An 18,616-nucleotide genomic window follows, 5' to 3' on the forward strand; every position below is an offset into this window, starting at 1 on the left:
GGTCTCGGGAGATGTCCCGGGAGGCAACTCCGGCCGCGGCCGAACCTGTCCGATGAACGCGATGGTAGGGTCGCCGCATTCCCAGCGGCGCGGAGGCTGTCGCTGCTCGCCATCTTGAACTCGTTCGTCACCGAGGAGATCGCCAGGTACGGCTACGTGGCGATCTTCGCCCTGATGGTCCTTGAATCGGCGTGCGTTCCGATCCCCTCCGAGGTGACGATGCTGTTCGGCGGGGCGCTGGTCACGGCCTCGGCGCTGGCGCCGGAGCAGCAGCTCGACCTGTGGCTGGTGACCCTGGCCGGGACCGGCGGGAACCTCGTGGGCTCGTGGCTGGCCTACTGGGCCGGGTACGCGGGAGGGCGTCCGTTCATCCACAGGTGGGGTCGGTACCTGTTGATCCGCCCCCACGAGGTCGACCGGGCGCACGACTGGTTCGAGCGCCACGGCGAGCTCGCCGTATTCCTCGGTCGGCTCCTTCCGGTGGTCCGCACCTTCATCAGCCTGCCGGCGGGCGTGGTCCGGATGGGCTTTTGGCGCTTCACGACGTACACGGTTCTGGGGTGCTTTCCGTGGTGCCTGCTGCTGGCGTGGCTCGGGTACCTCCTCGGCAGGCGGTGGGAGACGGTCGAACGGATCTTCCGCCCGTTCTCGTGGGGGATCGCCGTGGTCATCCTCGTCGGCGGTGTGTGGTTCGTGTGGCGCCGGATCCGAACGATCCGCCGGGAGGAGCTAGAGCTCGTGGCGCGCGCCGCCGAGGCCGAAACGATCGCGGAGCAGGCGCGGGAGTCGTCCGAAGAGCCCGCGTGACGAACGACGCTAGGACAGATCGGCTCGCATGACCCAGGACTCGCCGTCCTCGCTCACGCGCTCGAACCCCGCACGCTCGTACATCATGCGCGAGCGGTTGTGCACGGCGACCGACAGCGACAGCGCCTGGAACCCGTCCTCCCGGGCCTGAACCATCAACGCGCGGAGGAGCGTCTCCCCGATCCCTCTCCTTCTATGGAGCGGCGCGACGGCGATCCCGAGCTCGGGCGTCTTCTCGTCGACGAACCCCCAGCCCGGCTCCTCCTCGGTGAACAGCCGGTACCACGCGGCGCCGACCGGCTCTCCGTCGAGCTCGGCGATGACTCCTCCGTCCCCTCGGCGCCCCCACTCACGGTGATACCGCTCGAGCATGGGGTCGGCGAGGGCGGCGATCATCCGTTCGCGCGGCCAGTCCGAGTTCCACGCCGCGGCCTCGTAGAGCATCTTCTTCAGGAACTCCACGTCACCGGGCCCGGCGGGCCGAACGTTCACGCGCATCGCCTCCGGGGAAGGACTGGAAGGGAACCCTAGCGCACCAACGCTCGGTCTGCGTCCGGCAAACCGTTCGCCCTCGCCGGTCGTACGCTCGAACGAAGGAGCCCAACGCGTGGAGAACCCGTTCCGCCCACCCCAGGCCGAGCAGTCGCTCGAGCCCATCCTGGGTTGGCGCGCGTGGCGTCTTATGCGGAACTCCACCGGCGACCTTCGCATCGTGCCGTCCACGCCGCGCGCCGCCTGGGAGCCCCGCCAGCCGGTCCGCGCCACGTGCAGCGGCAGTCACACCCGCATGTACATGGTGTTCAACCCGGAGCTCGCCGCGTCGCACCACAGCCCAGAACCCGGGTGCACGTGCGGAATCCACGCGGTCAAGGATGCGGCGCGGCTCGCCCGCGCCGGTCGATCCACCGCCGTGATCGGTCGCGTCGCCATGTGGGGCCGCGTGATCGAGCACACCAAGGGGTACCGCGCGGAACAGGCGTACCCATCGCGACTCGCGCTTGTGTGCGCGTGGTGTCTGTGGCGCGGGCGCATGCCGGCGGCGCCGGACCGCGTCGTTCAGCGGGGAACGTGGCTCCGCCCGGTGTGCGCGGAACACTCGCGGCGGCCGACGGCCGTCGGCAGGTCGACCCCCGCGAACGATGTGCTCCAGGAGCTCCTCAACACGTATGAGGTCGACCGCCTGCCCGAGGAGATGTTTCGCCCGCTCGACGACCGGCGGCCGGGGGATCTGGTGACGCGGTTCCTTCGGGCGACCGATCGCGGGCGCACACCGCGATCGGCGTAAGCGTTACAGGTCGATCTCTTTCCCCACGCCCTGCAGCCCCTCGATCGACACGGCGATGAACTCGTCGAGAGGAAGCCCGATGCCGTCCTCGACGCCCGTGACCTCGTCGCGGTTCACCCCGGGCGCGAACGCCTTCTCCTTGAGCTTCTTCTTCACGCTCGGGACCTTCATCCCGGCGCTCCGCTCCGGACGAACGAGCGCCGCAGCGACGAGCAATCCTGCGACTGCGTCGGCGTGCACGACCGCCTTAGACATGCGATCGGTCCGGTACTCGGGGTAGGCGTGGGCGAGCACGCCGTTGATCACGCGCTCGTCGACGCCCGCCTCTCGGAGCCACTCGGCGGCCATCCGCGCGTGGTTCGACGCGTCGTCGCCGGTGTGGTCCTGATCGAGGTCGTGGAACAGGCCCGTCAGCGCCCACAGGTCTTCGTCCTCGCCGAAGCGCCGGGCGAGCGCTCGCATCACGCCCTCGACCGAGATGAGGTGACGAACGGTCGTCTCCTTGAGGCATCTCTCCCGGCACAGGGCGATCGCGGCGTCTCGATCCATCACCCCTCCACGCTCGCGACCTCGGGAGCGCGAAGGTGGAACGGCACGTCCGTCACCACGACGTTCGGCTCGAACAACAGCATCCGTTTGAAGTAGAACGCCGTCTGGTTGTGGAGCGCGTTCTCCCACCAGTGCCGCGGGATGAACTCCGGCAGCACGATCGTGACGATCGTGTCTCCGTCCTCGGTGTACTTGCGGACCTCGGCCAGGAGCGGCTCGCCGAGCTCGCGGAAGGGCGCCTCGACCAGAACGAGTGGGACATCGACCTTGCGCTGATGCCACTCGTCGACGACGCCCTCGACGTCTTCCGGATCCGAGACGAAGAACATCCCTTCCATATGCGTTGGATTGAGCGACTTCGCGTAGATGACGGCGCGGATGGTGGCGTCATGCACCGCCGACATCGGGATCAAGACCACGTTCCGCTCCGGCTCGACCGGATGAGCCGCGTGCGCTTTGGCTATCTCCATCTCCTCGGGCACGAGCGGCACGTCGGTGACGACCACCCCCGGCTCGAACAGCAGCGCGGTCTTCAACCGGACCGGGTCTCGGTTGACCAGGAACTGGAACAAGGACCGACCCCGAAGCTCCTCCGGGATCACGACCGTGACGAAATCACCGCGGCCGCGGACGATGCCCTGGATGTACCGGCGAAGGGCTCGGACGAGGCGTTCATGGCCGCCCTCGAGCAGCTCGAGCCGGCCCAGCCGAGGCGCGCACGCCTCCCACCCCTCAGCGACGGACGCGTACCGTCTCGGCGATCCGACGTACAGCGGGCGGACGTCCTCGGGGCGCAGCGCTCGGAGGTAGCTGATCGCATCGAGCGTCGCGGTGTCGAGGTCTTCGATGAGGAAAACGAACGTGTTCGCCGCTTCGCGGTCGGCGGTGAGCCCTTTCGCGCGAAGGATGCCCCCCACACGATCGTAGTGAGTGCGGATGGCGAGGAAGATGCCGACGATCACCGGGATCGACGCGATGACGATCCACGCCCCGAGCGCGAACTGCGTGATGGCGACGATCGCGAGGACGACACCGGTCGCGGTGACGCCAACGCCGTTGATGGTCAGGTTCCATCGCCAGTTCTGACCTTTCTCCCGCAACCACTTCCGAACCATGCCGGCCTGCGACAGCGTGATCGCCGTGAACACGCCGACGACGTACAAGTGGATCAACCGGCTCAGCTCCCCCTGGAACAGCCAAACCAAGACGCCCGCCAACACGGTGAGCGACAGCACTCCGTTCGAGAACACGAGCCGGTCGCCGCGGTTCCGGAACTGCGACGGCATGAACCGGTCCCGCGCCAGGATCGACGCGAGACGCGGAAAGTCTTGATATGCCGTGTTCGCCGCCAGGACGAGGATCGCGGCCGTGAGCGCCTGGAGGATCCAGAACGGCCCCGTCCGACCGAACACGGTCAGCCCGATCTGGGACAGCACCGATCGCGTTTCCGCGACGTGTTCGTTCACCCGTACCTCGAGCAATCGAGCGAGAAGCGTGATGCCGAGGAACATCGGGATGCTCATGGCGCCCATGAGTGCCAACGTCGTGGCGGCGTTCTTGGCCTGCGGTCGCCGGAACGCCTGGACCCCGTCGGCGATCGCTTCGACCCCCGTCAGCGCGGTCGCCCCCGACGAGAACGCGCGGAGCAACAGGAACGCGCTGAGACCTGCGGCGGACTCGAGCGGCAGATCGGACGTGTCCGCCTGGGGGCACTCGTCGAGGCATCGGACGAAACCAAAGGCCAGCGTCACGAACACCATCGCCACGAAGCCGTAGGTCGGCAGTGCGAACAACGTTCCGGCCTCGCGCACGCCACGTAGGTTGGCGATCGTGATGATCAGCACGAACGCGAGCGCCAACGGCACCTTGTACGGAACCAGCGATCGCGCGGCGGACGTGACGGCGATCGCACCTGCCGTCACGCTCACCGAGACCGTGAGGACGTAGGACGTCTGGATCGCGGCCGCGGCGACCAGACCGGGAACCGTTCCCAGGTTCTCCTTGGAGACGATGTAGGAGCCGCCACCCCGCGGGTACGCGCGGCATGTTTGGCGGTACGAGGCGATGACGACGGCCAGGAGGAGCGCGATGCAGATGCCGAGCGGGAGCATCCAGGTGAGCGCGGCGGCGCCGGCCACGACGAGCACCAGCATCAACTGCTCGGTTGCGTATGCGACAGATGACAGCTGATCCGACGCGAAAACCGGCAGCGCCAGCGCCTTCGGCAGCAGCTGATGCTCTTGCTTGTGGGACGCGAGCGCGCGCCCAACGACGAGCCGCTTCAGGATGCCGGCGGGCTGCGTCGTGCCACGCTTCGTCGTCGTCGCCAAGACGATCGATTGTAGGACGCCTCTCAGCTGGAGCGTCCGAGCGAGCCGCGCGCGCTATGAGCGGGAGTCTGCGCGGGCGTGGAACGGCACGCTCGTGACCACCACGTTCGGCTCGACCAGGAGCAGGCGCTTGAGGAAGAGCGCCGTCTGGTTGTGGAGCAGCTGCTCCCACGTGTGCCGCACGACGAGCTCGGGAAGCACGACGGTCACGACCGTGCCCGGGCGAGACGTGAACTTGCGGATCTCCTCAAGCATCGGATTCGTGATGTCTCGGAACGGCGCCTCCACGATCGACAGCGGGATCGTCATCCTCCAGTCCATCCATTCGTCCGCGATCGTTCGGTCTTGTTCCGGGTCCAGCGAGAAGTAGACGGCCTCGACCTCCGCAGCGTTCAGCGAAGTGGCATAGGCGACCGCTCGTGCCGTTGCCGCGTGAACAGCCGAAACGGGCACGATGACGACACTCCGGAGCGGCTCGACCGGTTGCTCGCCGTGTGCCGCCGCGAGCGGACGCTCCTCGGGTACGAGTGGGACGTTCGTAACGACAACACCCGACTCGAACAGCAGACGCACCTTGAGCCAGAACTGCGAACGTCGTCGCACCAGATTGAAGAGCGAGTCGCTCGAAACTTCCTCGGGAACGACGACCGTTACGAAGTCGTCGAAACCTCCATGGAGCGCACGTAGGTAGGTGCGAAGGCTGTGGACGCGACTCCCGTTCCCCGGTAAGGCGGTGAGGCCGCCCATCCGCGGAGCGAACGACGGCCACGCCGTGGACGTGTGTTCGAAGTCCTTTGGATCTCCGAAGAACACGGGGACGACGCGCTCCGGCCGGAGCGATCGAAGGTAACCAACAGCGTCGGCGGTCGCCAGGTCGAGGTCCGGCACCAGAAGAACGAACGTGTTCGCGACCCGCTCCGCCGGTGACACCCCCTTGACGCGAAGCGCTTGGCCGACGATGCGGTAGTGCCGGTTCACGGCGAGCAGCAACATGATCAGCACGGGTATCGCCGCGATCACGATCCACGCGCCGTGGACGAACTTGGTGGCGGCGACGATCACCAGAACAACGCCGGTGGCCGTCGCGCCGAGCGCGTTCACCGCCATGCCTCGGCGCCACCCCGGTTCCCTCAGGCGGTGCCACCGCCTGACCATGCCGGCCTGTGACAGCGTGAATGCCGTGAAGACACCGACGACGTACAGCTGGATCAGGTCGGTGAGGTTCGCGTCGAACACGTAGACGAGTGCCGAGGCCAGAACCGAGAGAACGATGACACCGTTCGAGAACACCAGCCGGTCGCCGCGGTTCCTGAACTGCGACGGCGCGAACCGGTCGCGCGCCAGGATCGCGGACAAACGAGGGAAGTCCTGGTACGACGTGTTGGCCGCGAGGATCAGGATCCCGGCTGTCAACGCTTGCAGTGCGAAGTACGGGAGGGTGCGCCCGAACACCGTCTCGCCGATCTGCGACAAGACGGACCGCGACTCGGCGATCTCCTCGTTTACCCTGACGTGAAGGAGGACGGTCATGACGGTGAGGCCGATGAACATCGTCACGGTTATGGCGCCCATCGCCGCGAGCGTCGTCGCGGCGTTCCTCGCGTGCGGCCTGCGGAACGCCTGAACGCCGTCCGCGATCGCCTCCACGCCTGTGAGCGCCGTCGATCCCGAGGAAAACGCACGGAGGATGAGGAACAGGCTCACGCCAGCTTGCGCCTCAAGCGGCAACGAAGCGCTCGGCGCAATAGGACATCCGTTGACGCAGCGGACGAGGCCCGCCGCCAGCATCACGAAGATGATCGTGACGAAGCCGTATGTCGGTACGGCGAAAAGGATGCTGGCCTCTCGAACGCCGCGGAGGTTCGCCAGCGTCAGCAGGAGAACGAAGCCGATCGCGACGAGCACCTTGTGATCCGCGAGCGAAGGCACCGCCGAGGTGACCGCGAGAACGCCGGCTACGACCGAGACAGCCACGGTGAGTACGTAGTCGATGAGCACGGCCGATGCGGCGGTGAGTCCGGGGATCGTCCCGAGGTTCTCGCGCGCGACGATGTATGAGCCCCCACCGTGCGGGTACGCCCGAACGGTCTGCCGGTACGAGGCGATGACGATGATCAGGACCGTCGCGATCGCCAACGCAATGGGAATGCGGTACACGAGCGCCCCGGCTCCCGCCGTCACCAGGACGAGCATCATCTCCTCGGTCGCGTACGCGTTCGAGGAGAGCGGGTCGGAGGCGAAGACCGGAAGCGCGAGCGACTTGGGTAGGAGCTGGTGCTCGAGCTTGTGGCTCGCCATCGCGCGCCCGATGAGGACGCGCTTCACCGTCGCCGTAGCGGCCACCTAGGCGCTGAGCCCCTTCGGCTCGGCCTTGGGCGCGTGCTCCAGATCGACCTGCGATCGCTCGTCGTCGGCGTCCATCCGTCGCAGGACGTCGCCCATCAGATCCGCTTCATGTGAGGCCTCGAGCCACTCGCGCCAGGTCAGCCAGGCGCGGAGGAGGGGCGAGACCAACATCCCCACGCACAGGCCGAGGGCCAGGCCGGTCAGAAGGTCCGCCGAAAGCGCAACACCGATCATGGCTCTCAGCGTGCACGCGAACGCGTCAGGAAGGTGTAAGGGCCGTGCCTCCGGCCGTAGAGAACTTGTAAGGACGGCCACGAGCTCCCGCACGTCTGTTGTGCTGCAGACGGCGTGGCGGGAAGCTTGCGTTTGATGCGCTGTCTGGGCGTTCGCACTCGCCGCGGCGGGATCGTCCGGCCGCTACTCGTCGCTGCCGTATCTGCCGGGGTTGCGACGTCGCTGGCGGCGGTCCCCGGCGGCATTTCGACGGCGAGTGCCGCCTTGGTCTACGTGCTCGCGGTTACCGGCGCGACGGCGTTCGCGGGGCTCCGCGCGGGGCTCGCCACGTCGATCCTCTCCTTCCTCCCGCTGAACTTCTTTTTCACGGAGCCGACCGGCACGTTCAGCGTGGCGAAGACGGAGGATCTCGTCGCGCTCGCCGCGTTCCTGATCGTTTCGGTGATCGTGGGCACGCTGCTCTCAGCGGCGGTCGCGCAACGCGCGCGCGCGGAACGTCGCGAGCGCGAGGCCGTGTTGATGCAGCGTCTCGGCGCGCGCCTGTTGTCGGGGGAACCTCCGCAGGGCGTTTTGGCGAGCTTCGCGCGGGCCGTGACCGACCTGTTCGGGATCGTCCGGTGCGAGATCCGAACGGACGTCACGGACGAGCCGGTGGTGTCTGAACGCCCGGCCGCCGCGGCCGGCGTTCCGGAGGTCATGCCAATGGAGGCCGCCGGCCGCAAGGTCGGCGAGATCGTGCTGGTCCATGACGCCGAAGCGGATGGGCTCTCCGACGACGAGCGCAACGTCGTGCGAACGTTCGCCAGCCAGATGGCGCTCGCACTCGAGGGCATGCGACTCGCGTCCGAGGCGTCGAAGGCGCGACTGGATGCGGAGACGAACAGCCTGCGCGCCGCGCTGTTCTCATCGGTGACACACGACCTCCGGACGCCGCTCGCGTCGATCACTGCGTCGGTCACCAGCCTGCTCGACGAGGGCGCGAGGTTCACGCCGGGCGACCGGCGCGAGCTCCTCGAGACGATCCGCCACGAGGCCGAGCGGCTCAACCGGCTCGTCGGCAACCTCCTCGATCTGTCGCGCATCCGCGCCGGCGCCGTCACGCCCAACGCAACACTCGGCGAGATCGAGGACGTCATCGAAGGTGTGGTCGGACGCCTTCAGGCTGTCCTTGCCAACCACCGGATCCACCTCATGCTCCGAGGCGACCTTCCCGAGATCTCGATGGACGTTGTCCAGATCGACCAGGTGCTGACGAACCTCATCGAGAACGCCGTCAAATTCAGTCCGGCGGGAAGCGCGGTGACGATCTCGGCCGCAAGATGGCATGACACCGCCGAGGTGCGCGTCGTGGACCATGGGCCCGGCATCCCCAGCGAGGAGCGCGAGCGCGTCTTCGAAGCGTTCGTGCGAGGAGAGCAGGGCTCGGCGACCGGCTCCGGACTCGGCCTGTCGATCTCGCGCGCGATCGTCGAATCGCACGGCGGACGGATCTGGATCGAGGGGACGCCTGGCGGCGGAACGACGGTCGTCTTCCGGCTTCCAGTCGCGGCGAGATGACGCTGAATGTGCTTGCCGTCGACGACGACGAGCAGATCCTCCGCGCGCTCCGCACCAGCCTCAAGGGGCGCGGCTACGACGTGCGCACAGCGTCGAACGGCGAAACCGCGCTGGATATCCTTCGCGACGAGAAGGTGGACGTCGTTCTGCTCGATCTCGGGCTGCCGGGCATCGATGGACACGAGGTCATCCAGCAGGCCCGCGCGTGGCGAGACGTCCCGATCATCGTGCTCACGGTTCGAGACAGCCAGGAGCAAAAGGTGGCGGCGCTCGACGCGGGCGCCGACGACTACGTCACCAAGCCGTTCGCCATCGAGGAGCTCCTGGCGCGGATACGCGCGGTTGGGAGGAGAGCAAGCGGGGAAATGCCGAGGGCGGTCCTCCGCTTCGGTGAGCTCGAGATCGACCTGGCCCGCGAAGCGGTGAAGCTCCGCGGTGAGCTGCTCCATCTCACGCCGACCGAGCACCGCCTGCTCGAGGCAATGGCGACGCATCCAGGCAAGCTGCTGACGCACTCGTGGCTGCTGCAGCAGGTATGGGGTCCGCGGTACGCCGACGAATCGCACTACGTGCGCGTCTACGTCCGTCAGTTGCGACGCAAGCTCGGCGACGACCCCGCGGCGCCGCGGTACATCGTCACGGAGTCAGGACTGGGGTACCGGTGGAAGCCGGAGCCGGAAGACCCGGCATGAGGACCACGCGGCGTCAGACCGCGTGGGCACCGGGCTGTCGGAGTTAGGCTACCGAGCCGTGAACGTGATCATCATGGGGTGCGGCCGCGTCGGGATCCTGCTGACACAGGAGCTGGCAAAGGCCGGTCACGGCGTGACGGTCATTGACAAGAACCCGCATGCGTTCGACCGACTTCCTCCGGGGTTCGACGCGCGGACGGTCGTCGGGCTCGGGTTCGACCGCGAGGTGCTCGAGGAGTCCGGAATCAAGGAGGCCGACGCGTTCCTCGCCGTGTCGAGCGGTGACAACTCCAACATCGTCTCCGCCCGCGTCGCGCGCGAGTACTACCACGTGCCCCGGGTCATCGCACGGATCTACGATCCGCTTCGCGCCGACATCTACGAGCGGCTGAACATCCCCACCGTGTCGACGACGCGCTGGGGCGTGAAGCAGATCATGTTGATGCTCAGCCACGAACACACCGAGATCAAAGAGGCGCTGGCCGGCGGCGACCTGCTCCGGATGCGGATCGAGATCCCCCGGCACCTCGTCGGCAAGAAGGTCTCGTCGCTGAACGTCGACGGCAAGGTCCTCGTGGCCGGCGTCGACCGCGGCGGCAAGGGCTACATCCCCGTCGGGGGAAGCACCTTTCAGGAGGGCGACTTCGCGGCTTTGATCGTGCAGAAGGACGCCGTTGAGGAGGTCGACTCGCTGCTCGAGGAGACGGGAGAACACTGAGGTGCGCGTGGTGATCAGCGGTGCGGGCGCCGTCGGGAGGCATCTCGCGGCGGACCTCACCAAGCGAGGGCACACGGTGACCGTCATCGAGCAGGTGCCCGAGGTCCTCAAGACCGCCGGGGAGTGGGCGCCAGACGTCGACCTCATGCTCGGCGACGCGTGCGAGCCGTGGGTCTTGGAGAAGGCCGATCTAGCGAGTGCCGACGTCGTCGTTGCGACGACCGGCGACGACGAGGACAACCTCGTGACGTCGCTGCTCGCGAAGCAGGAGTTCGGCGTGCCGCGGGTCCTCGCGCGGGTGAACCACCCCGACAACGAGTGGCTGTTCAACGACCAGTGGGGCGTCGACGCCGCCGTCTCGCCGCCGCACCTGTTGACGGCGTTGGTCGAAGAAGAGGTATCGGTGGGCGACCTCGTGCGGCTCCTGCCGCTCGAGCGAGGCGGCATCTCGATCGTCGAGATGACCGTCCCCGCCGACGCGCCGAACGCGGGGCGTCCCCTCTACGAGCTTCGCCTGCCGCCGGACGCGGCGGTCGTCGCGATCATTCGCGACCGACACGTCGTGATCCCACAGCCCGAGACCGTCATCACGGTCGGCGACGAGGTGCTCGCGCTGTCGGTGCCCGATGCGGAGGCTGCGCTTCGCGCGGCTGTCGTGGGCGAGGCGGAGTCGGGAACCGAGGCGGCGTCAGAACCCGTGGCGACGGGCGACGACCCGCGCGCCAACGTCACCCACTGAACTCGAATTTCGGGTTCACCAGTCGGCGTTCAGAGCGCTGCTCTCCCAGGACCCCCTCGACGACGAGGCGCGTCCCGAGGTTCACACCGGGGATCGAACGCCGTCCCATCCACACCACGTTCACCTCGCCCGTCCCGTCGTCGATCAGTGCCTCGAGGGACTCGCTGCCCTCGAGCGGCCGAATCGTGATGCGTCGCACGACGCCGGCGACCTTTACGCGCGATCGCGTCGTCGCGTCGCGGATCCGGACCGTGCCGGGGACCGTGGCCGACCACGTCTGGATCTCGTCGGCGTAGCGCTGTTCGTCCGTTTCCGCCATCCGGCTGAAGAGCCGCCGGATGGGATCGAGGAACCCCACGGTCCGGTGCCTAGGAGACCTTCTCGACCTCGCGAGCCGGCTCCGACGGGGGGTCCGTCTCCACGACGAGCTCGGACTTGCGGGCCTTCGACACCCAGACCGCGCTCCCCACGATCAACGCCGCGACGATCACGACGACGATCCGGACAAGCTCGCTGTCGGCCTGCTCGACCACGACCGGAGCGAAGAGCAGCGCCACGAGGTTCATCACCTTGATCAACGGGTTGAGCGCCGGCCCAGCCGTGTCCTTGAACGGGTCACCCACCGTGTCGCCGATGACCGCTGCCTTATGCGACTCGCTCCCCTTCCCACCGTAGTGGCCCTCCTCGACGAACTTCTTCGCGTTGTCCCATGAGCCACCGGAGTTCGAGAACATCACGGCGAGGAGCTGCCCGGTGAGGATCGAGCCGGCCAGGAACGCTCCGAGCGCCTCGGCCTCGAGGGCGAACCCGACGATGATCGGGCTCAACACCGCGAGCAATCCCGGCGTCAGCAGCTCGCGAAGCGACGTCTTGGTGCAGATGTCGACGACCCGGGCGTAGTCCGGCTGCTCCTTGTACTCCATGATCCCGGGGTGCTCGCGGAATTGGTTGCGGACCTCGACGACGACCTGCGACGCGGCCCGGCCCACCGCTCTGATCGCGAGCGAGGAGAACAGGAACGCGACCGAGCCACCGATCAACAGGCCGACGAGTACGTCGGGCTTGTCGACGCTGATCGGGAAGACGCCCTCTTCCCCGAGCGCACCGAGAACGGCCTCGGCGAACGAACCGAACAGTGAGGTTGCGGCGATGACCGCAGTGGCGATGGCGATCCCCTTGGTGATCGCCTTCGTCGAGTTCCCCACCGCGTCGAGTCCGGTCAGGACCTGCGCGGGCCGACCCTCGAACTCGCCGGACATCTCCGCGATGCCCTGCGCGTTGTCGGACACTGGGCCGTACGTGTCCATCGACACGATCACGCCGACGGTCGTGAGCATCCCCATGCCCGTCAGCGAGATGAAGTAGAGCTGCTCGCTCACGTTGTCGCCGAGGACGAACGCCCCGGTGATCACCGCCGCGATCACCAGGATCGCCCACACGGTCGACTCCAGCCCGACGGAGAACCCCGACAGGATCGTCGTCGCCGGCCCCGTCTGCGTGGACTCGGCGATCTCCTGCACCGGCTTGAACTTGGTGTCGGTGAAGTACTGCGTGAGCACTTGGATCACGCTCGCCAGGATGAGACCGAACAACACCGCGGCACCCGGGCGCCAGTCATCGATGTAGATGCCGCTGATCACGAACACGGCGACGGCGGAGACCGCCGCCGATAGGAAGAAACCGCGGTTGATCGCCTTCATGCCGTGCTCGGTCTCGCTCCGCGGCGTCACCGCGAGGATCCCGATGATCGACGTGATCACGCCCACGGCGCGGACGAACAGCGGGAACATCACGCCGGCGATCGCACCGACCTCGGTCCCCGCGTAGGCGGCAGCGCCGAGGATCAACGACGCGACCAGCGTGACCTCATAGGACTCGAACAGGTCGGCGGCCATCCCGGCGCAGTCGCCGACGTTGTCGCCCACGTTGTCGGCGATCACCGCAGCGTTCCGCGGGTCGTCCTCGGGAATACCCTTCTCCACCTTGCCCACGAGGTCGGCGCCCACGTCGGCGGCCTTCGTGAAGATGCCGCCGCCCACGCGCATGAACATCGCCAGGAGCGCGCCACCGAAGCCGAACCCGACCAGCACACTTGTCGCGTCTTCCTTGTAGATCAACAGGATCACCGTCGCGCCGAGGAGGCCGAGCCCAACGGTGAACATCCCGGCGACACCGCCGGCTCGGAACGCGATCTTCAGCGCGCGGCGCAGACCGCTTTCACGCGCCGCGTTCGCCGTGCGTACGTTCGCTCGGACGGCGAGCCACATGCCCGCGTATCCGGTGAGGGCGCTGAACCCGGCGCCGAGGATGAACGCGAGCGATCGACCGACGCGGATGAAGGTCTCGCTGTGCGTCCCGCTCTCGGCTACGGGAAGAGCGAAGAACAGGACCACCGTGAGCAGCGCCATGAAGATGCCCACGGTGCGGAACTGGCGGTTCAGGTACGCCTTCGCGCCGACCTGGATGGCGCCGGCGATCTGCCGCATCTTCTCGGTTCCCTCGGGCGCGGCGAGGACCTGGCGGGCGAGGTAGTAGGCGAAGACGAGTGCGCCGAGCGAGATGAGCAAGATGATCCAGAGCGATCTGGTCTCGAACGCCCCGAAGACGACCTCGAGCGGGCCGCCCTCCTGGGCCAGCACTCCGTGCAACAGCGGAACCTCCTCGGTCTGGTTCGTTGAACGCGACGCGACGCCGCAGGACTCGGCGAATTATAGAGAGAGGGCCGCGTCGGCGGCGCGCCCAGATCCGCGTCACGAGGAGGCCTCTGAGTTCCTCGAGCTCCGCCCAAGACGAAGAACCGCGACGCCGGCCGTTCCCGCGAGAAGTGACGCGGCGAAGATGCCGACCTTCGCGTGCCCGGTGAGCGTCGGATCGGCGAACGCGAGGTCGGCGACGAACAGCGAGACCGTGAAGCCTATCCCCGCAACGGCGGCGACGCCCACGATGTGGCGCCATCCGCAGCCGGCCGGGAGAACTCCGAGCCCCGTTCGGACGGCGATCGCGCTCGCCGACGTGATCCCAACGATCTTGCCGACAACCAAGCCGAGGATCACGCCGAGCGTCACCGTGCTCGTCGCCGCGTCCGCGAGCACGTCGGCCGACAACGCGACGCCGGCGTTCGCGAACGCGAAAACCGGGACGACGACGTTGCTCGTCCAGGGGTGAAGAGCTGCCTCCACACGAGCGAGCGGGGAGACGGCTTCGCGTGTGAGGGACGCCAGCCGTAGCCACTGTGGCGCGTCTGCGTCTGGCGGTTCGGGATCGTCGACGGTCTTCTCGGCCGTTCGGTTCGCCTCGTCGCTCACCGTTCGTGGACGCTGGAAGGGCCGCGAAGGCGTGACGGCTCCAAGGATCACTCCGGCGATGGTTGGATGGACGCCCGACTCGAAGAACGCCAGCCACACGGCGATGCCAAGGCCCACGTAGACGACGCCGGCTCGAACGTCTAGCCATTGCAGCGCAACCATCGACGCGACCAGCCCGGCCGCGAGGAGCAGCGCCGTGACGCTGACGCCATCTGAGTAGAACAGCGCGATGACCAGGATGGCCCCGATGTCGTCGACGATGGCGAGCGTCAACAGGAACGGTTTCATGCTCGGTGGAGCACTCCGGGCCGCGAGCGTGAGCACGCCGAGAGCGAACGCGATGTCTGTCGCCATCGGGATGCCCCATCCGCGGGACCCGTCGCCGGTCGCGTTCAACAGGAGGTAGATGAGGGCGGGTAGCACCATCCCGCCGATCGCGGCGATCACCGGGACGGCAGCCGCCCGGGGTCGCCGGAGCTCGCCGGTCAGCAACTCGCGCTTGATCTCGAGACCGACGACAAGAAAGAACAGAGCCATCAGCGCGTCGTTGACCCAGTTCCGAAGGTCCTCGCTGAGGACCCAGTCGCCCAACCGAATCGTGATGACGGTCCTCCACAGGTCCTCGTAGGTCGACCTCCATGGCGAATTCGCCCACGCGAGGGCGATCGCGGCGGCGGCGAGCAGCAGGATCCCGGAGGACGTCTCTTCCTCGAGGAAAGACTGAAGCGGTTGGACCACGCGACGAGGAAACGGTCGCTGCGAGCGAGACCATGGAGCGCGCGGTCCCTCGTCGGCGATCGGGTCGGGTGGTTGGGTCGAGGCCATGGTCGTCTCCCCGCCGACCAGGCTTCCCGGCACACCTCCATGAAACGCCGTGCAGGTTACTCCGAGATGAGGTGGTTGTGATGGCCGCGTCCGGCCGATACCCTCAGCGGGCTTTGACCGATAGTCGTATCGCGCAGCCCGTCACCGCCAACCGCGCGCAACGCAGGAACGGCAACCGCAAGCGCCGCCTCCCCCTCGCCGCCCTGCTAGTGCCCGTCGCGCTCGTCGCGGCAGGCGTCGTGCTCTTCTTCGTCGTCTCCGGAGGCAACGGCGGTGGTCTCATCGGTGGAGACGAAGACGATGAGGCGGCGCCGCCGTTCGACTTCCGAGTCGGGCGAGTGCGTGTCGAACGTGTCGTCGCCGACGCTGACACCAAAGCGCTCAAGACAGAGGCCGAGGCACTGGTCACCGATGACATCACCCCGGTCATCGACGAGCTGTGGACTGACGGGTTCCTCGATCCGGCCAACTGGCGGAGCGGCGACTACGAGGAGCTCTTCTCGCTGTTCGATGCCGACGCCGCGACGACCGCGCGGAGCAACGTGGACGTGTTGACGCTCGGAACCACCGCGGGTGATCAATACGAGCGCGTCACGCCCGACCGCGGCGGGATCACCTACACGGTGCTGTTCAACCGCGACAACAATCCTGACACGGTGACGGCAAGCGTGCGGTTCCGCGCAACGGCGGAGCTCAACGACGGGACATTCGTTGCCATCGTGAGTGCGGGCGAACTCTTCCTGCGGGAAAGCGACGGGTGGAAGGTCATCGCGTTCGACGTCCTCCGCAACGACCGCGAAACGACGCCCCCGACGCCGGCGCCGTCCGGCGCGACGCCGAGCGCAACCGGAGCGACGGGCTAGCGTGGCAGTTCGCGTTCACAGGGCTCGCCGGATCGCGCTCGCCGTGTCGCTCGTCACGGCGTGGGTTGTCGGCTCGACCGTGGGGACGACGTCGGGTCCGACGACCGCGCGAGCGATGCCGCTGTTCCAGATCGAGCAGGCACACGCGGAACACGTTCCGGTGCTCGACGGCTCGGAGCCGATCTTTGTCCTGCTCATCGGCAGCGACGCGCGTCCCGGGGAGGAGGTCGGCGAGGTGCGTGCCGATTCGATCCACATCGCCGCCATCAATCCGGCCAAGGCGAAGATGACCATCGTCGGCTTCCCGCGCGATGCCATCGTGCCGATACCCGGCTTCGGAACCACCAAGATCAACGCGGCGATGGTGAGCGGAGGTCCTGAGCTCGTGCTAGAGACCGTAGAGGATCTCACCGGGATCACGATGGACTACTGGGCGCTGACCGGGTTCCAGGGCTTCGACGCGATGATCACGCAGGTCGGCGGGCTCACAATGGACGTGCCGTTCAGCGTGGTCGACTCCGCCGCCGAGGCGAACATCCCGGCCGGACGCCAGGAGCTGACCGGAGACGACGCGCTCGCGTTTGCCCGAGCGCGCCACGCACTCCCGTCGGGCGACTTCGGCCGTTCGGAGAACCAGGGCAGGTTGATGGTCGCGGCCCTCGCGCAGCTGAAGCGCGAGTTCACGAAGGACCCGAGCCGGTTGCTCGTGTGGATCGGGGCCGGACTTCGCAACGCGCAGAGCGACGTGCCCCTCGACGAGTTGATGACACTCGCGTTCACAGCTACGACGGTGAATCCCAAGCGCGTCGTGAACATCGTCCTCCCGGGGTCCGTGGGGATGAGCGGGACCGCTTCCATCGTCAACCTGAACCAGACAGAGCTTCAGACCATCTCGCGCGACCTCGAGAGCGACGGCCTGTTGAAACGAACAAATATCCCGCCGTCGCCGAACCAGCAGCTCCTGTCGTAGCGCACCGATCTCCTCAGAACCCTGTGGCGCAGCTCCTCTGCTAGGTTCGCGCGCGTGACGGACGAGGAGCTTCGGGACGTCCATCCCGGGCGCCAGGGCCTCGGCGTGGGGCTCGCGATCGGCATCACGATCCCCGGGATCCTCCTCCGGCTGTACCACCCCGACGTTCCGCATCCGATCGAGGCACTGCTGTTCGGTCTCGCAATCATCGGCGCGGCATTCGTTCTGTCATGGGCGGCGGAAGTAGCTCAGCTCGACATCTCCGCCGGCCTCGCCATCGCAGTCCTCGCGTTCATAGCCGTCTTGCCCGAATACGCCGTCGACTTCGTGCTGGCCTTCAACGGCGGCCAGGACTTCGCCGAGTTCGGAAGAGAGTGCAAGCCGCCGGGCGACCTGGGAGAGAGCGCATGCTCGCTCGCGCTCGCCAACATGACCGGCGCGAACCGCCTGCTGATCGGGATCGGGTGGTCGCTCGTCGTCTTCATCGCGTACTACCGGTCCCGCCGAGGCCCGCGGCGTATGACCGAGGTTCAGCTCGAGCGCTCACACGCCGTCGAGGTGACCTTCCTGGGCATCGCGACGATCTACTCGTTGACGCTCCCACTGAAGGAGAGCATCACACCGGTCGACGCCGCGATCCTCGTGACCCTCTTCATGGCATACACGATCCGCGTCTCGCGAGCGCCGGCGGAGCAACCACATCTCGTCGGGCCGGCACGCCTGGTCGGCACCTTTCGCACGCCCCAGCGGCGGCTCTCAGTCATCCTGATGTTCGTCTTCTCGGCGACGGTGATCCTCCTGGTTGCGGAGGTGTTCGCGGAGGCGCTGGTGGATACGGGTCGCGAGTTCGGCGTCAGCGAGTTCCTGTTGATCCAGTGGCTCGCGCCGCTCGCTTCGGAAGCGCCGGAGCTCCTCGTGGCGGGACTGTACGCCTGGAGGCTGAACACGAATGCCGGACTGGGCACGCTCGTCTCGTCGAAGGTGAACCAGTGGACGTTGTTGGTCGGGACGTTGCCGATCGTGTTCAGCATCGCGGCGGGAGGTCTGCACGGCCTACCGATCGACGCGCACCAGCGCGAGGAGCTGCTGCTCACCGCGGCACAGTCGTTCTTCGCGCTCGCGGTTCTGCTCACGCTGTCGATCTCGACGCGCGAGGCCATCCTGCTGTTCACGCTGTTCTGGGCCCAGTTCATCATCGGGGCGGTGGTGCCCGAGTCCGTCACATTCGCCGAACGCGTCGGCGTCTCTGCTGTCTACATCCTGTTGGGACTGGCGATCTTCGCGCGGGACCGCCACCTGATCGGGCCGCTCGTGCGGGACGGGTTGTTCACCCCGTACAAGCACCTGAACGGCGATCGCGAGATACCGGGCGAGTAGCCCCCGCTGATCCACCTGG

The 18,616-nt window shown here is 67.4% G+C and carries 17 protein-coding genes; 9 read left to right on the forward strand and 8 right to left on the reverse strand.

Going from position 1 to position 18,616, the window contains the following annotated elements; genetic code table 11:
- Positions 1-114 precede the first annotated feature (114 nt).
- On the forward strand, positions 115-807 hold the full coding sequence (locus VFA08_11980) for a DedA family protein (GenBank protein HYZ14303.1): 693 nt from the start codon (positions 115-117) through the stop codon (positions 805-807).
- Positions 808-816: 9 nt separating this feature from the next.
- Here the strand turns inward: VFA08_11980 and VFA08_11985 are convergent, their stop codons facing one another.
- Positions 817-1,299, reverse strand: coding sequence for a GNAT family N-acetyltransferase (locus VFA08_11985; protein HYZ14304.1), 483 nt, complete (start codon positions 1,297-1,299; stop codon positions 817-819).
- Between the two features lie 115 nt (positions 1,300-1,414).
- Between VFA08_11985 and VFA08_11990 the strand changes: the two genes are divergently transcribed.
- Positions 1,415-2,092: a hypothetical protein gene (locus VFA08_11990; protein HYZ14305.1), complete on the forward strand. Its 678-nt coding sequence runs from the start codon at positions 1,415-1,417 to the stop codon at positions 2,090-2,092.
- Positions 2,093-2,095: 3 nt separating this feature from the next.
- Here the strand turns inward: VFA08_11990 and VFA08_11995 are convergent, their stop codons facing one another.
- From VFA08_11995 to VFA08_12010, 4 genes are read right to left on the reverse strand one after another with little or no spacing between them, the layout of a single operon-like run.
- The gene (locus VFA08_11995) at positions 2,096-2,641 is read right to left on the reverse strand and encodes an HDIG domain-containing protein (protein ID HYZ14306.1); all 546 of its coding nucleotides are present in this window, start codon (positions 2,639-2,641) and stop codon (positions 2,096-2,098) included.
- A complete protein-coding gene (locus tag VFA08_12000) occupies positions 2,641-4,971 on the reverse strand; it encodes an APC family permease (GenBank protein HYZ14307.1) in 2,331 nt (776 codons plus the stop codon). The genes VFA08_11995 and VFA08_12000 overlap by 1 nt, the downstream gene beginning before the upstream one ends.
- Before the next feature lie 54 nt (positions 4,972-5,025).
- Positions 5,026-7,314, reverse strand: a complete 2,289-nt coding sequence (locus tag VFA08_12005) for an APC family permease (protein HYZ14308.1) — start codon at positions 7,312-7,314, stop codon at positions 5,026-5,028.
- The gene (locus VFA08_12010; GenBank protein HYZ14309.1) at positions 7,315-7,551 is read right to left on the reverse strand and encodes a hypothetical protein; all 237 of its coding nucleotides are present in this window, start codon (positions 7,549-7,551) and stop codon (positions 7,315-7,317) included.
- A gap of 135 nt (positions 7,552-7,686) precedes the next feature.
- Here VFA08_12010 and VFA08_12015 point away from each other — a divergent pair, with 135 nt between their 5' ends.
- The 4 genes from VFA08_12015 to VFA08_12030 are packed head-to-tail and all read left to right on the forward strand — an operon-like array spanning position 7,687 to position 11,257.
- A complete protein-coding gene (locus VFA08_12015; protein HYZ14310.1) occupies positions 7,687-9,108 on the forward strand; it encodes an ATP-binding protein in 1,422 nt (473 codons plus the stop codon).
- Positions 9,105-9,800 carry a response regulator transcription factor gene (locus tag VFA08_12020; protein HYZ14311.1) on the forward strand — a complete coding sequence of 232 codons (696 nt, stop codon included), beginning with the start codon at positions 9,105-9,107 and terminating at the stop codon, positions 9,798-9,800. The genes VFA08_12015 and VFA08_12020 overlap by 4 nt, the downstream gene beginning before the upstream one ends.
- Before the next feature lie 58 nt (positions 9,801-9,858).
- On the forward strand, positions 9,859-10,518 hold the full coding sequence (locus VFA08_12025) for a TrkA family potassium uptake protein (GenBank protein ID HYZ14312.1): 660 nt from the start codon (positions 9,859-9,861) through the stop codon (positions 10,516-10,518).
- A gap of 1 nt (position 10,519) precedes the next feature.
- On the forward strand, positions 10,520-11,257 hold the full coding sequence (locus VFA08_12030) for a TrkA family potassium uptake protein (GenBank protein ID HYZ14313.1): 738 nt from the start codon (positions 10,520-10,522) through the stop codon (positions 11,255-11,257).
- On the opposite strand, the gene VFA08_12035 is transcribed toward VFA08_12030, so the two are convergent.
- The 3 genes from VFA08_12035 to nhaA form a co-directional block, all read right to left on the reverse strand.
- Entirely contained in the window at positions 11,247-11,615 is a 369-nt protein-coding gene (locus VFA08_12035; protein ID HYZ14314.1) for a DNA-binding protein, read from the reverse strand. The two genes, VFA08_12030 and VFA08_12035, sit on opposite strands and share 11 nt — an antisense overlap.
- A gap of 10 nt (positions 11,616-11,625) precedes the next feature.
- Entirely contained in the window at positions 11,626-13,896 is a 2,271-nt protein-coding gene (locus VFA08_12040; protein ID HYZ14315.1) for a sodium-translocating pyrophosphatase, read from the reverse strand.
- A gap of 111 nt (positions 13,897-14,007) precedes the next feature.
- A complete protein-coding gene (gene nhaA, locus VFA08_12045) occupies positions 14,008-15,300 on the reverse strand; it encodes a Na+/H+ antiporter NhaA (GenBank protein HYZ14316.1) in 1,293 nt (430 codons plus the stop codon).
- A gap of 200 nt (positions 15,301-15,500) precedes the next feature.
- On the opposite strand from nhaA, the gene VFA08_12050 reads away from it, so the two are divergent.
- Genes VFA08_12050 through VFA08_12060 form a run of 3 tightly spaced genes read left to right on the forward strand, consistent with a single transcriptional unit; the run spans position 15,501 to position 18,597 of the window.
- Complete coding sequence (locus VFA08_12050; protein ID HYZ14317.1) at positions 15,501-16,250, forward strand: hypothetical protein; 750 nt, start codon at positions 15,501-15,503, stop codon at positions 16,248-16,250.
- A 1-nt stretch (position 16,251) separates the two neighbouring features.
- The gene (locus VFA08_12055; GenBank protein HYZ14318.1) at positions 16,252-17,220 is read left to right on the forward strand and encodes an LCP family protein; all 969 of its coding nucleotides are present in this window, start codon (positions 16,252-16,254) and stop codon (positions 17,218-17,220) included.
- A gap of 54 nt (positions 17,221-17,274) precedes the next feature.
- Positions 17,275-18,597, forward strand: coding sequence for a sodium:proton exchanger (locus VFA08_12060; GenBank protein ID HYZ14319.1), 1,323 nt, complete (start codon positions 17,275-17,277; stop codon positions 18,595-18,597).
- Positions 18,598-18,616: the final 19 nt, after the last annotated feature.

This window comes from Actinomycetota bacterium, from assembly GCA_035640355.1.
In the GTDB taxonomy this organism is placed as follows: domain Bacteria; phylum Actinomycetota; class UBA4738; order UBA4738; family HRBIN12; genus CALGFI01.